General features: G+C 38.1%; 15 protein-coding genes. 9 read left to right on the top strand and 6 right to left on the bottom strand.

Annotated features, from left to right (window positions below; genetic code table 11):
- The first annotated feature begins 30 nt into the window (after positions 1-30).
- Genes recJ through HXY53_07185 form a run of 3 tightly spaced genes read left to right on the top strand, consistent with a single transcriptional unit; the run spans position 31 to position 4,675 of the window.
- Complete coding sequence (recJ, locus tag HXY53_07195; GenBank protein ID NWF76333.1) at positions 31-1,752, top strand: single-stranded-DNA-specific exonuclease RecJ; 1,722 nt, start codon at positions 31-33, stop codon at positions 1,750-1,752.
- A gap of 26 nt (positions 1,753-1,778) precedes the next feature.
- Positions 1,779-3,911 carry a bifunctional (p)ppGpp synthetase/guanosine-3',5'-bis(diphosphate) 3'-pyrophosphohydrolase gene (locus HXY53_07190; protein ID NWF76332.1) on the top strand — a complete coding sequence of 711 codons (2,133 nt, stop codon included), beginning with the start codon at positions 1,779-1,781 and terminating at the stop codon, positions 3,909-3,911.
- A gap of 29 nt (positions 3,912-3,940) precedes the next feature.
- The gene (locus tag HXY53_07185; GenBank protein ID NWF76331.1) at positions 3,941-4,675 is read left to right on the top strand and encodes a DUF72 domain-containing protein; all 735 of its coding nucleotides are present in this window, start codon (positions 3,941-3,943) and stop codon (positions 4,673-4,675) included.
- Here HXY53_07185 and HXY53_07180 read toward each other — a convergent pair whose 3' ends face one another.
- The 6 genes from HXY53_07180 to HXY53_07155 all read right to left on the bottom strand — a co-directional run bounded on the left by HXY53_07180 (position 4,676) and on the right by HXY53_07155 (position 9,830).
- Entirely contained in the window at positions 4,676-5,623 is a 948-nt protein-coding gene (locus tag HXY53_07180) for an FAD-dependent oxidoreductase (protein NWF76330.1), read from the bottom strand.
- Between the two features lie 153 nt (positions 5,624-5,776).
- Complete coding sequence (locus tag HXY53_07175; GenBank protein NWF76329.1) at positions 5,777-7,585, bottom strand: ATP-dependent metallopeptidase FtsH/Yme1/Tma family protein; 1,809 nt, start codon at positions 7,583-7,585, stop codon at positions 5,777-5,779.
- Positions 7,586-7,687: 102 nt separating this feature from the next.
- The gene (gene rph / locus HXY53_07170; protein ID NWF76328.1) at positions 7,688-8,419 is read right to left on the bottom strand and encodes a ribonuclease PH; all 732 of its coding nucleotides are present in this window, start codon (positions 8,417-8,419) and stop codon (positions 7,688-7,690) included.
- A gap of 69 nt (positions 8,420-8,488) precedes the next feature.
- Entirely contained in the window at positions 8,489-9,295 is an 807-nt protein-coding gene (locus tag HXY53_07165) for a glutamate racemase (GenBank protein NWF76327.1), read from the bottom strand.
- 16 nt (positions 9,296-9,311) lie between these two features.
- Positions 9,312-9,638: a hypothetical protein gene (locus tag HXY53_07160; GenBank protein ID NWF76326.1), complete on the bottom strand. Its 327-nt coding sequence runs from the start codon at positions 9,636-9,638 to the stop codon at positions 9,312-9,314.
- 21 nt (positions 9,639-9,659) lie between these two features.
- Positions 9,660-9,830 (bottom strand): hypothetical protein, encoded by a 171-nt coding sequence (locus HXY53_07155; protein NWF76325.1) that lies wholly within the window; start codon positions 9,828-9,830, stop codon positions 9,660-9,662.
- A gap of 440 nt (positions 9,831-10,270) precedes the next feature.
- On the opposite strand from HXY53_07155, the gene HXY53_07150 reads away from it, so the two are divergent.
- The 6 genes from HXY53_07150 to HXY53_07125 all read left to right on the top strand — a co-directional run.
- Positions 10,271-10,663, top strand: a complete 393-nt coding sequence (locus tag HXY53_07150; protein NWF76324.1) for a hypothetical protein — start codon at positions 10,271-10,273, stop codon at positions 10,661-10,663.
- Positions 10,664-10,722: 59 nt separating this feature from the next.
- Positions 10,723-14,478 carry an Eco57I restriction-modification methylase domain-containing protein gene (locus tag HXY53_07145; protein NWF76323.1) on the top strand — a complete coding sequence of 1,252 codons (3,756 nt, stop codon included), beginning with the start codon at positions 10,723-10,725 and terminating at the stop codon, positions 14,476-14,478.
- Positions 14,479-14,780: 302 nt separating this feature from the next.
- On the top strand, positions 14,781-14,978 hold the full coding sequence (locus HXY53_07140; GenBank protein ID NWF76322.1) for a hypothetical protein: 198 nt from the start codon (positions 14,781-14,783) through the stop codon (positions 14,976-14,978).
- Positions 14,979-14,982: 4 nt separating this feature from the next.
- Complete coding sequence (locus HXY53_07135) at positions 14,983-15,246, top strand: type II toxin-antitoxin system RelE/ParE family toxin (protein ID NWF76321.1); 264 nt, start codon at positions 14,983-14,985, stop codon at positions 15,244-15,246.
- Positions 15,243-15,458, top strand: coding sequence for a hypothetical protein (locus HXY53_07130; protein NWF76320.1), 216 nt, complete (start codon positions 15,243-15,245; stop codon positions 15,456-15,458). Before HXY53_07135 ends, HXY53_07130 begins: the two co-directional genes overlap by 4 nt.
- The coding region (locus HXY53_07125; protein ID NWF76319.1) for a hypothetical protein at positions 15,452-15,693 on the top strand (242 nt) is incomplete at its 3' end. The genes HXY53_07130 and HXY53_07125, both read left to right, overlap by 7 nt.

Genomic DNA, 15,693 nt, shown 5'->3' with positions numbered 1-15,693 from the left:
GTAAAACCACGTTTTACGATTAAGGATTAAATGCACAGGCAATGGTTTGTAAATAGAACAAACCCAGAATATATAAAGTATCTCTCGAGGTCATCTTCTGTATCTCCTGTCCTTGCACAAATCTTAATAAACAGATCAATAAAAACTCCGGAGCAGATAATCTCTTTTCTAAATCCCAATCTTGCACAACTTTCTGATCCCTTTACTATCAATGGCATGGAAACAGCAGTTACCAGGATTTTAAAAGCTGCTGACCAGAATGAGACAGTCCTTGTTCATGGTGATTATGATGCTGATGGAATAACCGCAACAGCGATTGTTCTTAAATTACTCAAAGCTCTTGGTATAAATACTCATTACATAATTCCTCATAGGATGATTAATGGCTACGGCTTTAAACCATATTCAATACAATATGCCAATCAAGTAGGGGCATCTTTGATAATCACTGTTGATTGCGGAATCACTTCAGTGGAAACAGTATCCTTATGCAGGGAAGAAGGCATCGATGTAATTATAACAGACCATCATGAACCATTCAGAAGCCAGAATAAAGATGATAAGATAACGAATGATGACTTTTTACTTCCAGATGCGTTAACTATTATCAATCCCAAAATCTCAAATTCTCAATCTCCCGTCTTCAATCTCTCAGGTGCAGGCATCGCATTTAAGCTCGCCCAGGCTTTTGCAAATATTAAAAATTCATCTTTCAGTATTTATGATTTTTTAGCTCTTGCAGCACTCGGCACAATTGCTGATGTCGTCCCACTTACCGGGGAAAACAGAGTCATTGTAAAAGAAGGATTAAAGCTTATAGAAAATGGCACCCCGGGATTACATGCACTGAAACAGGTCTCAGGGATTGATAAGAGAGATTTAAAAGCTAGCCTTCTTTTGTTCACCTTGATTCCAAGAATTAACGCATGCGGAAGAATATCTGATGCGAATGATGCAATAAAGCTTTTTCTGACTGATTCTGATGAAGAGGCAATGAATATAGCTCTATGGCTCGAAAAGCTTAATAAAGAAAGGCAGCAGATTGAAGAAGCCATTTATACAGAAGCAATGCACTTACTAAACAAAAAAGGGATAAATCCAGTTATCGTTCTGTCTTCAGAAGGATGGCATAGAGGGGTTATAGGAATCGTTGCGTCAAAAATTACAGAGGCTTTTTTTCGGCCTGCTATTCTTTTTTCTATTGAAGGTTCTTATGCCAGAGGTTCAGCAAGGAGCATACCCTCTTTTGATATTCACAAAGCTCTCACCAGATGCAATGATTATCTTACAGCATTTGGTGGACACAAACAAGCTGCTGGTCTTGAAATAAAGGCTGAAAAAATTCCAGATTTTGAAGAACATATTAATAAAATTGCAAAAGAAATCCTTACAGAAAAAGACCTTATCCCGCTTCTCGAAATAGACGCGGATGTAAATCTTTCTGATATCAGTTCGCAATTAATGAAAGAATTAACAATGCTCGAGCCATTCGGTACTGGAAATTCTGAGCCATTACTCGGCTCGAAAAGACTCGAGATAATATACCCCAGAATAGTCGGGAATAATCACCTAAAAATGAAACTTAAACAGAAAAATCAGTCTCTTGATGCAATAGGTTTCGATATGGGTTCATACTGTGAGCAGTTGACAGGTTCCAATATTGTTGATGCTGTATTCACACCTCATATTAACGAGTGGGAGGGAAACAGGAGCCTTCAATTACATTTAAAGGCTATCAGACCAAGCCAGTAATTAAATATAAAATTGTATAATATGTTATGGAAGATAAACCCATAACTATTGACAACCTTATCAAAAAAGTCACTTCCTACAATCCTGACGCAGATATCGAGATTTTAAAGCGCGCATATTTTTTTTCAAGTGAAGCTCACTGTAGCCAGAGGCGAATAGAGGGTTCACCTTATATAGAGCATCCTCTTTCAGTTGCTTCAATACTTGCTGATATGAAGATGGATGTTGCAACCATTGCAGCAGGTCTCCTTCATGATACCATCGAAGATACTGATACAACAGTGAAAGATATAAAAGATCTTTTCGGAAAAGAGATTGCTTTTCTCGTTCAATCACTAACGAAACTTTCCAAGATTGAATTCGCAACAAGAGAAAAAGAACAGGCTGAAAACTTCAGAAAGATGCTCCTCGCAATGTCAGAAGATATAAGGGTTATACTGATAAAGTTCGCTGATAGATTGCATAATATGCAAACACTTAAGCATCTTCCAGAAAATAAGCAACAGAGGATTGCATCAGAGACTCTTGAAATATATGCTCCCCTTGCAAATAGACTTGGTATCGGCTGGTTGAAGACAGAATTCGAAGACCTCAGTTTCAAGCATCTGGTACCCGAACTTTACAATGACCTCGTTAAAAAGGTCGCAAAAAGAAAAGAGGAACAGGAACAATATCTGAAAGAGGTTTCGGAGCTCATTGTAAAAAAGCTTAAGGAAGAAGGGATACCTGGCACTGTATCATGGAGAATAAAACATTATTACGGCATCTATCAAAAAATGCTAAAACAGGAAATAACCTTTGAGCAGGTTCACGACGTGCTCGGATTGAGAATCATTACAGATACCAAAGCAAACTGCTATGCAATACTCGGCCTTATTCATTCTTTATGGACCCCTATACCTGGAAGATTTAAAGACTATATTGGCGTCCCTAAATCAAATATGTATCAATCTCTTCATACAACTGTTTTCGGGCCAAAAGGTGAAAGAGTTGAATTTCAGATAAGGACAATGGAAATGCATATGGTAGCAGAACATGGTATAGCATCTCATTGGAGATACAAGGAAAAGGGCAGGATTGATGAAAAAAGTGATAAATATATATCCTGGCTCAGGGATATTATACAGGCTCAGAGAGACCTTGTAGATGCAAGTGACTTCCTTGAAGCAGTGAAAGGCGAAGTTGAACCTGAGGTCATATATGTATTCACTCCAAAGGGAGAAATAAAAGAGATGCCAATAGGTTCCAGTCCTGTAGATTTTGCATACAGTATTCATACTGAAGTTGGTAATAGATGCGTAGGAGCCAAAGTAAATGACAGAATTGTTCCTTTGAAGTATACCCTTAGAAGTGGTGATACTGTTGAGATTATTACCTCTCCAACACAAAATCCAAGTCGAGATTGGTTGAAATTTGTTGTAACACAACGCGCTAAAAGCAAGATAAAACAATGGATTAAGGCTGAGGACCGGAAGCAGAGCATAGAGTTGGGCAGTAAGCTTTTCGAAAATGAAGTCAGAAGGCATGATCTCAGCCTTTCTATTGTAAAGTCTGAAGAGATGCAGAAAATTTTAAATTTTTTCAATATCCAGTCGATAGAAGATCTTTACGCCTTTATTGGTTATGGGAAATTATCTGCTCATCAGGTTGTCAATAAACTAATACCCGAAAAACCTCCAGAGGAGCCTCTTGTCACAAAAGTCACAAAAATTCCAAAGGAACAAAAAGGCATAACAATAAAGGGTGTTGATAATGTTCTGTATCATACAGCGAAATGCTGTTACCCTGTGGCAGGAGACAAACTTATAGGATTTGTAACAAGAGGCAGAGGGGTAACAATTCACAGAAAAGACTGTGCAAATCTTGACAGACTTGCTCTCGACGATGCGAGACTGGTAGAGGTTGATTGGAAAGCTGATGGGAATGCAACATCATCAGCACGATTAATTGTTGAAACTGTTGACAAGCCAGGTATGTTAGCAAACCTCAGTGCAGTCATATCTTCTGTTGATGTAAATATAAGCCATCTCGAAGCAAGTTCAACAGAAGATAAAAAAGCGCACATTATTTTCATACTTGATGTTAAAGATAAGAACCAACTTCTAACACTTATTCAAAAGATTGTCCAGATCGAAGGAGTTTTGAAAGTAAGCAGATAGTATGTCTGATAGTATGCTATAATATATAAGTGACTGATCTAAAAATAGGCTGTAGTGGTTTTATGTATGAACACTGGAGGGGAATTTTTTATCCGGAGGGCCTCTCTAAAAATCACTGGCTTGATTATTACAGTAAACATCTATCGACTGTTGAACTGAATGTTACCTTTTACCATCTGCCAGAGCGTGAAGCCTTTGCTAAATGGTATTTTTCAACTCCAGAAAAATTTATATTTTCACTCAAGGGCAGCAGATTTATCACCCATGTGAAAAAATTGAAGGATTGTGCTGAACCTTTAGAGGCTTTTTTTTCAAGAGCATCTCTGTTAAAGGAAAAAATCGGTGCTGTTTTATGGCAACTCCCCCCAAACTTCAACGCAGATCTTGAACGGTTAAAAGAATTTCTTGAAATATTAAAGCCATATAAGATAAGAAACGTATTTGAATTCAGAAATAAGACATGGATAAACAAAAAAGTCGCCTCTATTCTTGATAAAGGAAATGCTGCTTTCTGCATGGCTGATCATCCAGAATTTCTGAAAAAATTACCTTTATCATCCAATTTTATATATATCAGAAGACACGGCATGAACGGAACATATTCAGGTTCTTATAGTTTAGAAGCATTAAAGCAGGATGCTCGATTTATAAGGTCACAATTAAAAAATAAAAAAGATGTTTTTATTTATTTTAATAATGATGAATTCGGCTATGCACCTAAAAATGCTCTGGAACTCATCAGTCTCTTAAACAAAAAAAGATAGCTATTTTGCCCAGTCCATTTTATATCTTTTTCTCTTAGAAATATATTTCTCTGCCGACAGTGCAGCAAGACACCCCTGTGATGCTGCAACAACGACTTGCCTGATTTCAGTACAGGTAACATCCCCTGCAGCAAAAACTCCTGGGGTCGAGGTCTCCATCATGGGACTTACTGGTATACAGCCATCCTCTTTGGTCTCGATAGCTCCGAATAGAAAATCCACTATAGGTTTGTTTCCGTGGAGATAAACAAACACACCTGCCAATTCCAGATCAACCTCATTTTTGTTAGGATCAAACATTTTTATTCTCTCAACGAGTTCCTTTCCTTCAATCGAGGTTACTGTATAACCCAGCATTACTTTTAAATTTGGTATCTCTGACAATGATTTATCCTCACCGTGTATCTGCTGTGAAGGAGAGATAAGATATACAGTTTCCGCAAATCTCGTAAGAACTTTCGCCTCTTTAACAGCTTCTTCTGAATTACCAATGACACATACTTTTAATCCTCTGTAAAAAGCTGCATCACAGATAGCACAATAGCTAACTCCTCTGCCGAGGAATTCTCCCTCACCTTCTATGCTTGGCTTTCTCCCCATTGAGCCGGTAGCAATAATAACGGTCTTAGACATATATACATTATTCATGGTAATCACTTCTTTTATTTCATCTGCAAAGTTAACTCCTACTACCTGTGTCTCTATGTATTCAGCACCAAAATTTATTGCCTGTATTCTCATGATATCAAGAAGTTCCTTCCCGGCTATCGGGTGAGTAAGCCCTGGATAATTTTCGATCCTGCTGGAATATGCTAAAGCCCCTGCAGTCGGTGATTTGTCAAGTATAACCGTTTTTAATTGAGCCCTTGATGCATATTGTCCTGCTGTGAGTCCTGCTGGACCTCCACCAATAATGACAACATCGTAAATATGATCAGATCCCTGCATCCAAGACCTCCTTATTTAATCAAAATCTTGCCTCTACCCCAAATAATGCAGACATTGCTCGAAATTTCTTTAAAATTTTCTTACAACATCCGCATTATTCTAATTGTTGTTAAAATGATTAATCTTAATATTTTATAGTATCAATTTTGATCCTTAAACCTTTATGGTTCTCCTGGATTCAACTTCTTTGATTAGTGCGTCTATCTCAGCAGCATCCATTGTCTCTTGTTCGAGAAGCGCCTGTGCCAGAGCATCAAGCAGGTCTTTATTTTCAGAAAGAAGGTTTTTTGCCCTTTTGTAAGCATAAATTACGATTTTCTTTGTCTCTTCATCTATATCAATAGCTGTTTTTTCACTATAATCTTTATGTCTTGCAATTTCTCTTCCTAAAAATATCTGCTCTTCTTTTTTGCCGAATGTAAGCGGTCCAAGTTTCTCTGACATCCCCCATTCGGTAACCATTTTCCTGGCTAATTCAGTTGCCCGCTCGAGGTCATTCCCTGCACCTGTTGTCATATGGTTTAAGGCTATCTCCTCAGCAGCTCTACCTCCAAGAAGCACAGTAAGGGCATTTAGGAGATAATCTTTTGAATACGTGTATTTATCATCAATTGGAAGCTGCTGAGTTACCCCAAGAGCCCTGCCTCTTGGAATAATGCTCACTTTATGTAACGGATCTGTTCCTGGAGTGAGCTTTGCAACCAGAGCATGCCCTGCCTCATGATAAGCAGTATTTTTCTTTTCTGTATCACTAATGATCATGCTCTTTCTTTCAACACCCATAAGAACCTTATCTTTAGCAGATTCAAAATCAGACTTCTCCACTTTCAGCTTTGCCTTCCTTGCAGCAAGTAATGCAGCCTCATTAACAAGATTCTGGAGGTCAGCGCCAGAAAACCCAGGAGTGCCTCTTGCTATTTCTTCGAGGTTTACATTTTCATCAATAGGTATATTTCTCGTGTGCACTTTTAGTATCTCAAACCTTCCCTTAACATCAGGCTGTGGCACAACAACCTGTCTGTCAAATCTTCCAGGCCTGAGAAGAGCAGGGTCGAGCACATCCGGTCTGTTTGTTGCTGCAATGATAATTACTCCCTGATTGGACTCAAAGCCATCCATCTCAACAAGAAGCTGGTTGAGTGTCTGCTCGCGCTCATCATGTCCTCCTCCTAAACCCGCACCTCTATGCCGTCCAACAGCATCTATCTCATCAATGAAAATAATACAGGGTGCATTTTTCTTAGCCTGATCAAAAAGGTCTCTGACTCGAGAAGCTCCAACTCCTACAAACATTTCTACAAAATCAGAACCTGATATCGAAAAGAACGGGACCCCAGCTTCTCCTGCAATTGCCCTTGCAAGAAGTGTTTTGCCTGTGCCTGGTGCCCCCACAAGCAGAACTCCCTTGGGTATCTTTCCACCAAGTTTTTGGAACTTATTAGGATCTTTTAGAAAATCTATAATCTCCTGAACCTCTAATTTTGCCTCTTCTATTCCTGCAACATCAGCAAATGTTATCTTAACTGATTTTTCAGAAACCAGTTTTGCTCTTGCTTTTCCAAAAGATAATGCCTTATTACCGCCTGTCTGCATCTGTCGCATGAAAAATATCCATATAACAACAAGAAAAATTATCGGACCCCATGAAAAGAACAGATTCCAGTACCAGGGGTTTTGTTCTTCAGGTTTGACAGTTATCTTTACGTTTTGTGCCCTTAATGTTTTTACAAAATCTGGGTCATTTATAGCAAAAGTCCTGAATTTCTTACCATCCTTCATCTGACCATTAATTAGAGAACCTTTTATTGTTACTTCTGCAATCTGTCCTGCCTCAAGTTTGCTCAGGAATTCAGAAAATATCATCTCATCTTGAGTTTTTTTCGGATAGCTTATTATATTGAACAGGAGTATTATCAGAACTCCTATGAATAACCATACAAATAAACTTCTATATGCGTTCAATTAATAACTCCTTATGATAGTTAAAGAATAAAATAACCTCCCCATTGACATTATGCGTCATATGGAATTTCACTTAACTTATTTTAGCATATTGTGAATTTTTCAGAAACTAAGAAGGTCTTTTTCAACCAAATGTTTTTGAATATCAATAAGGTTATGAATTCCTTCTCTGGCAAGTTTAATTAAACTGTCGAGCATGTTTTTTGAAAATGGCCTGCCTTCAGCAGTCCCCTGTATCTCAACAAATTCTCCACTTCCAGTCATTACTATATTCATATCTACTTCTGCAATAGAGTCTTCTTCATAACATAGGTCGAGGATGGGCTCTCCTTTTACAATGCCGGCACTTACAGCAGCAAGATAATCTTTAACAGGTGATTTGTCTATGAGACCATTCCTGAGAGCATATTGTATAGCGTCTATCAGGCAGATATAAGAACCTGTTATTGCTGCTGTTCTTGTCCCACCATCTGCCTCGAGAACATCACAGTCTATCCATATGGTTCTCTCGCCCATGGATGAAAGATCAACTACTGACCTGAGCGCCCTTCCAATAAGTCTCTGTATCTCGTGAGTCCTGCCACTGATTCTACCTGAGGTAGATTCTCTAAGCGTTCTTGTTTTTGTAGCCCTCGGAAGCATTGAATACTCGGCTGTTATCCATCCTTTCTTCTGATCCTTTAAAAAAATTGGCACCTTTTCTTCAATAGAAGCTGTACAGATTACCCTTGTATTTCCCATTGAAATAAGCACTGAACCTTCTGCTGTGCTTATAAAATTTCGTGTAATCTTTACTTTCCGTATCTCGTTATTCTTTCTCCCATCTACTCTCATGCAACCTCCATATTTATTTTTAAAGTAATACCGTAATTTTTATATTAACGTGAATAATGCATTTTTAGGTTAATAGGAACTAACTTCAACTTTCTGAATATGCTCTATAGTTTGCCCGAGGAACTGCTCTCCTAATTTTAAGAACTTCTCTGGTGAATCAGTCACATAAAACTCTCTTATGGCAGCGTTTTGAGGTTCTTTTTTTAAATTTAGTCTTTCAAGGATATTATGTACCTCATGTGATGTTTCGATAGCAGAATCTATCAGTGTTACACCCTTACCCATCACATCTGCTATGACATTCTTCAGCAAGGGATAATGTGTGCACCCAAGGACAAGGGTATCTATCCCTTTGTCTTTTAAGCCACCAAGGTATTTTTGGGCAATCAAAAGAGCAATTTTCCCCTCTGTCCATCCCTCCTCTGCCAGAGGGACAAAAAGCGGACATGCGAGATTGAAAACATCTATAGTACTATCGAGATGTTTGATGGCCTTAGTGTATGCCTGACTTCGGATAGTTGCCTCGGTTCCTATAACCCCTATCTTTTTATTTTTTGTTGTTTTAACAGCAGTTTTTGCCCCTGGCTCAATTACACCAATTACAGGAATGGATGTATTTTTTTGAATAGCATCGAGACTTATAGACGAGGCAGTATTACAGGCAATCACAAGTAATTTGACATCCTTTGAGAAGAGAAATTTTGTGTTTTCGAATGAATATCTTGTGACTGTTTCAGGTGATCTTATTCCATAAGGAACTCTTGCTGTATCTCCAAGATAAATTGTGTTTTCATGAGGTAATTCATTAATGATCTCTTTTAGAACCGTTAGCCCACCTATTCCAGAGTCGAAAACCCCTATGGCCTTTTCCTTTATATTCAACCTATATTCCTTATTGCCCATAAGTCTTAGCCAAATAATCTAACAGCAATGTTTTCTCAGCCTCAGTTAACTGTGCTCCTTTGCTAATCATACGAGTCACTGTCTTATCCCACTGTTCGCGTGTTTTTTTGGCTTGCTTAGCCCTGTCTGCACTATGGCAGAGCGAGCAACGTGTCTCTAACAATGTTGCACCATCGATTGTAGACTTCTCCGCCAGGAGCCCAGTCAGTATCGACTGATTCTGAGTTGATTGAGATGACGCGGTATCGTAAGCTCCTAGTAAAACCATTATTAACAACCAAAGAAAAATCAATTTGAATGCAGGCATTTTACTCATAATAATTTTCTCCTATATTTGTTATTTAATAATTAAGGTTCTTCTCCTAAATATGCGATTGAAAATTATCTTATCATGAATTACATCTAAATTATTATCAATAAATTCTTCTTGTATAGTTCTATCCACAAGATTCTCTGAACCATTATCACTCTGCCATGACTTTATCTCAAAAGGATATACACTGTGCATAATGAACCATCATCCCTTAATGTCGCATATATGTCTTAACTTTTCAATTAATATTTTAAACATTATACAATTCCTCCAATTGAATAATGCAGATGTTGTGAAAAAATTTATTTTTCGATACCTATCGAGTTAAAGAAATTATGGATATAATAAAAAAATATTCGGATAAACAATGAGAATCTTTCAATCGAGAACTTTTGAAAACAAAGTCAAAAAGTTATCAAGTCTTCAGTATCTTCTTTTATACAGAATGACTAAATCGGACTTTGAATTAATTATGATAGGTCAGCATGAAAATTATTATAAAGAACTTAAAGGCTATTTAAAACGAAGATTAAATATGGGGTAACAACAAATTTGAATAATTCCTAATTAACCCCAAACCTGATATATATTGCTGGAAAATAGAGCAGTCTCGTTTTAAAATAAAAAAGCCTTATATGGAAAGTCTCTTTAAAATATGCGATAAAGTCAAAGTTGGAGATAAAGTAGGTGAAATTATACGTCTTGATTATAGGGGCAGTTCCACTATTGTTAAAGTCGCCTTTGAAGAAGGACCATCAAAAGATTTTGTTTGCCCGCCTACTAAAATAGAAAAAATCCAGAATAATAATTTTGATCCACCTATTCTTTTTGATCTCAATTATGAGGCACCCCATCTGTCTCTTGCCTATGCTTATGACCATCTCCTCTCACTCTCGTTTACGAGAACAAACTTAGAGCCTTATCAGGTTGAAGCCGTTTATAAGACTCTTAACAGTTATAAGCATAGGATTCTTCTTGCTGATGATGTGGGTCTTGGCAAAACGATTGCAAGGTCAAGTATAGATTGATATGATATAATCCGTTTGATAGGGTATTACATAATTTTAATGGGACAGCTATTTAGGACATGACCGGATTAAAAGATATAGACTCAGTCAGTCATCTCATAACATTCCTGAATGGTCTTGGATACAAAGTAAAGGCTGAACCTCTGTACATTCCTGATTTTGGTTTCCCTGACAGCGTTAAGAAAATCCTCGGAGAATTATATCTCCTTTCTGATTATGAAAAGAGGTTTCAAATCTACCTTGCAAAAATTCCTGCCTTAACCCGCACAAATTATCGAAATATAATCGAATCATTTAATAGCAGATTCCCTCAGATAAATACTCTCTTCATTTTTACCAAGGACTGGGAAGAAATAGTATTTATCAATCCTGAACGTATTGCCTTGGGTGTGGGTAAGCCTAAATTAAAGCTCAAAACATTGGTAGTTGATAGAGAACATATATACCATACAGACCAGGAAGTTATTGAAAACATCAGGATAACACCACATGAACAAACTCCAGATATTATCTATGAAAAACATAAAAATGCTTTCAATGTTGAACGAGTCACAAAGGAATTTTTCAATGCATATAAGTTTGCCCTCGAGAGCATAAAAGATATTCTTTCTTACCAAGAGAAGGCAACACCTCAGGAGGTGCATTCCTTTGCCCAGCAGTTACTTTCACGGATTATGTTCCTATATTTTGTTCAGAAAAAAGGCTGGCTTAAATGGAAGGATTATGTCCAGGATAAAAGGTATATAAAGAATCTATGGGAAAGATATAAGGGATATAAAACCAAAGGGAGTAACTTCTACTCTCAGTGGCTCAGCAAACTGTTTTTCAACGCATTTCAGGGACCTAACAAACATGCAGACATCCATAAAGATCCTTATCTGCCAAAAGATATAAAAGAGTCTTTTGTGATAATGCCCTTCTTAAATGGTGGGTTGTTTATAGAAAACAGGCTTGATAAGATTGGATTTCAGTTACCAGACGAGATATTTCAACATCTTTTTGATTTAGACCCTTTTGATTCAAAAAAGGGTTTTCTTGAGAGATTCAACTTTACTATTCGAGAAGACACCACTTTAGAAGTCGAGGTTGCAGTTGACCCCGAAATGCTCGGTAAGGTTTATGAATCCCTTATCTCAGAAGAGGAAAGAGGTAAAGCAGGGATATTCTACACTCCAAGAGTAGAGATAGATTTTATGTGCAAGCTATCTCTCATTGAATATCTTACAGAAGAAACTGGTTTATCAAAAGTAGAACTTATCCCTCTGGTCTTTGAGCCACAGACAATCCTCCCTTCCTCTGTCATTCCCGCCCCACCTTCTGTCATTCCCGCGAAGGCGGGAATCCATGAAGGTTTTTCCAGCGATGACATAAGAAAAGTAATGATAGCCCTCCATAAAGTGAGGATTGTTGACCCTGCTGTAGGCTCGGCATCTTTCCTTGTGGGTATGATGAATGTCCTTGTGGAGTTATATAAGTATTTATATCAGATGGCTGAAAGGAAGAAATTAGAGGAAATAAATCTCTTTGGATTGAAAAAGCAAATCATTTCTGAAAACCTTTATGGAGTAGATGTAAAAGATTGGGCTGTTATGGTGGGAGAGCTCAGGCTCTGGCTATCTCTGATAATTGAAACAGAAGAAAAATATTTTGATATTTATAGCAAGGCATTGCTTCCCAGTTTCACCTTTAAAATGAGGCAGGGAGATAGCCTTGTGGAAGAAGTTGCAGGGAAACAGTTGTTTCTCAGAGGTGAATATGGGCATATTCCTGAAACCTTAAGGCACAGGATTGAAGAAATAAAAGGAAAAAAGACTGCATACTTTAATGACTCAAGGCATGAATGGGAAAAAGAGATTGAGGAAATGGAGCATGCGTTGCTAAAGGACATTCTGTCAGATGATATTAAAAAAATTGATAAGAGGGTAAAAGCAAGAAAGAATGAACTGGAATCCAGACCTAAAGAACAGATGGGCCTGCTAAAGACAAAAGAGGAAAGAGAGGAGGCAAGCAGAAAGAAAACGAAGGAATTAGAGGCAGATATTGAAAAGCTGGAAGTGGAAAAGAAGAGGCTTCAAGAAATCTTGATGGGTGCAGGTAAAAAGAAAGACTACTTCCTCTGGGAGATTGATTTTGCAGAGGTCTTTGCAGAGAAAGGTGGTTTTGATATAGTGCTCGGGAATCCGCCCTATGTAAGACAGGAGCAGATAGCATTCCCTCTTGAAAGGGAAGAAGATTTTGATGCTGATGAATGGCGTGAAAGAAAGAGAGAATATAAAGACAAGCTTGTAAACTCTGCGAAGCTGTTATGGGGTGACACCTTGAAGATTGATAAAAAAAGCGACCTTTATGTTTATTTCTACTACCATGGACTTGCTCTTTTAAAGCCGAAGGGCACTTTCTGCTTCATTAATTCTAACTCATGGCTTGATGTTGGCTATGGTGTAGGGCTACAGGAGTTTCTTTTAAAGAGAATGGAGCCTATGTATGTTATTGACAACATTGCAAAGCGTTCATTTGAGGCAGATGTTAATACAGTCATAGTTCTCATAAAAAGACCTTCTACTAATGATGTCATTAATCACCCCATCTCCCCTTTAAAAAAGGAGGGCAAGGGGGGATTTGAAAGAAAGCAATCTCCCCTGAAATTCATTGCCTTTAAGAAGCCTTTTGAAGAGGTTGTCAAACCTGAGACAATTCTCGAAATTGAACAGACAAATGAACGAACTGTAACTGATGATTATCGAATATCCCCTAAAGACATGGAGGAACTTCTTTTAGAAGGGATCGAAATTCATGAGGAAGAAGAAAAAAGGCTTATAGAGAAAGACCCAATGCATCTTCCATATTCTGGCAACAAATGGGGCGGAAAATATCTACGTGCACCAGATATCTTTTTTACAATCCTTGAAAAAGGCAAAGGAAAACTTGTCAGGCTCGGGGATATTGCAGAGGTGAGGTTTGGAATAAAAACAGGAGCGAACGAGTTTTTCTATCTCACCCCTCTTACTTCCCCCCTTATTAAGGAGGGACAAAAGGGGGTGTTAAAGGTTCGTAATGAAGCAGGCTGGGAAGGAGAAATTGAAGAAGAATTTCTAAAACCTGTAATAAAAAGTCCAAGGGAGTGCAAAACGATTCTCATAAATCCGAAAGATTTAAAGTATAAAGTCTTTATGTGCCATAAAGACAAAAAGGGACTAAAAGGCACAAATGCCCTGAAGTATATTGAATGGGGAGAGAAACAGGGATTTCATAAAAGACCAACATGCAGAGGACGGCAGAGATGGTGGGATTTGGGAGAGAATAACGCACCAATTATTGTTCGTTCAACATTTAACGATAAATTCGATTTTTTCTTCAACCCTAAACGGTTTTTACTCGATAAAGTGATGTATGGAATTTTTGCAAGAGGCAATGCTGAACTAATCTCAATGCTTTTAAATACTACTTTTATAGCAATGTTTATCGAAATATATGGTACCTATGGATTGGGTGAAGGTGCTTTATTTGTTGCGGTATACAATTTTGATAACATACCAATTATATCACCAATTGCTATCAGTCCAATGCAGAGAGAAATGTTATCAAAAGTATCAGAAAAATTGCTTACGCGAGAAACATTAAACATATATGAAGAACTCGGCATCAATCCCTCCCTTCCCATCCGTGAGCAGAAGCCCAATCCTCTACCTGACCGCAAAGCCCTTGACGACATCGTCTTCGACATCCTCGGCCTGACAGAAGATGAAAGGAATGAGGTGTATTGGGCTGTATGTGAGCTGGTGAAGAACAGGCTTGAGAAGGCAAGGAGTGTGTGAAATCTCCCCTCTATCAAGAGGGTTGTGGGTGTGTTAATGCTGGTAATTGAAATAGACGGCTACACGCATAGTTTTTAAATGAATTGGGAATAACTGTCTTAAGATTTTCTGATGAGGATGTTTTGAATAATATAGAGGGGAATTTTTTTTGACATCCTCGGTCTGACAGAAGACGAGCGGAACGAGGTCTACTGGGCAGTCTGCGAGCTGGTCAAGAACCGCCTTGAGAAGGCAAGGAGTGTGTGAGAGAAAAATGTTATAATTTTTTTAACGAACTAACAGAAATTAAAGGAGGTGCTGCCATGAAAGTGGCTGATTTAAGCATAGATGAGCTTAAGGAATTGATAAGCAAAATAATTGACGAGAAGTTCAGGGAACTTTTCGATCCTGATTATGGACTTGAGTTAAGAGAGGATTTTGTTCAGCACCTTGAAGCTTCATCTGCGTCAAAAGAGAGGATACCTTTTGAAGAAGTAAAAAAGAAGCTCGGATTGATCTGATGTCATGAGTTATAAAGTTGAGTTTACAACTCAGGCAGAAGAAGACATATCACGTCTTGATAAAACCATCGCCCAAAATATCGCAAACAAAATAGACTGGCTTTCTCAAAATATAGAAAATATTAATCCAGCCCCACTTAGAGGAAAGTTTAAAGACAAGTATAAACTCAGAGTTGGCGATTGGAGGGTTATTTACTCTATTGAACATGCTTCCCATATTATTACTATATACGCCGTTAGGCGTCGCAGTGAAGTCTATAAAATATGACTCTCAAACTTTTACGGCATCAACCCAACTATCCCATCCGTGAGCAGAAGCCTAATCCGTTTCCAGACCGCAAAGCCCTTGACGATATTGTCTTTGGCATCCTTGGCTTGACAGTGACAGAAGACGAAAGAAACGAAGTCTATTGGGCTGTATGTGAACCTGTCAAGAACCGCATTGTGAAGGCAAGGAGGTTAATCCCATGGCTATGCTGAAACAACAAGAAGTTAACCAATTTAGAGTTGTAGACCTAAATTCTTGGGGTGAGAAATGTCTTACACGCAAGAAAATCAGAATGGCAAATCTCCTAGAAATTGCCGAACCGGATGAGGCATTGTATCGTGAAATCATGCTTGCCCTCGGATACAAAAACAACAAGGTGCAGTTCTTAGAGCTTTCTACAATCATGCCATACTCTGAGATTAAAACCTTAAAGAATCAGGATCTGAT

Source organism: Nitrospirota bacterium (assembly GCA_013388455.1).
Taxonomy (GTDB): domain Bacteria; phylum Nitrospirota; class Thermodesulfovibrionia; order Thermodesulfovibrionales; family SM23-35; genus JACAFF01.
This window is presented reverse-complemented; position numbering and strand designations above follow the sequence as displayed.

Bases quoted from the DNA above. Each gene is read 5' to 3' on its own strand.
- rph (NWF76328.1), bottom strand. From the start codon at position 8,419: ATGAGAGTAGATGGGAGAAAGAATAACGAGATACGGAAAGTAAAGATT.
- HXY53_07150 (NWF76324.1), top strand. From the start codon at position 10,271: ATGGAAAGTCTCTTTAAAATATGCGATAAAGTCAAAGTTGGAGATAAA.
- HXY53_07155 (NWF76325.1), bottom strand. From the start codon at position 9,830: ATGCACAGTGTATATCCTTTTGAGATAAAGTCATGGCAGAGTGATAAT.
- HXY53_07140 (NWF76322.1), top strand. From the start codon at position 14,781: ATGAAAGTGGCTGATTTAAGCATAGATGAGCTTAAGGAATTGATAAGC.
- recJ (NWF76333.1), top strand. From the start codon at position 31: ATGCACAGGCAATGGTTTGTAAATAGAACAAACCCAGAATATATAAAG.
- HXY53_07180 (NWF76330.1), bottom strand. From the start codon at position 5,623: ATGCAGGGATCTGATCATATTTACGATGTTGTCATTATTGGTGGAGGT.
- HXY53_07130 (NWF76320.1), top strand. From the start codon at position 15,243: ATGACTCTCAAACTTTTACGGCATCAACCCAACTATCCCATCCGTGAG.
- HXY53_07145 (NWF76323.1), top strand. From the start codon at position 10,723: ATGACCGGATTAAAAGATATAGACTCAGTCAGTCATCTCATAACATTC.
- HXY53_07135 (NWF76321.1), top strand. From the start codon at position 14,983: ATGAGTTATAAAGTTGAGTTTACAACTCAGGCAGAAGAAGACATATCA.
- HXY53_07190 (NWF76332.1), top strand. From the start codon at position 1,779: ATGGAAGATAAACCCATAACTATTGACAACCTTATCAAAAAAGTCACT.
- HXY53_07160 (NWF76326.1), bottom strand. From the start codon at position 9,638: ATGAGTAAAATGCCTGCATTCAAATTGATTTTTCTTTGGTTGTTAATA.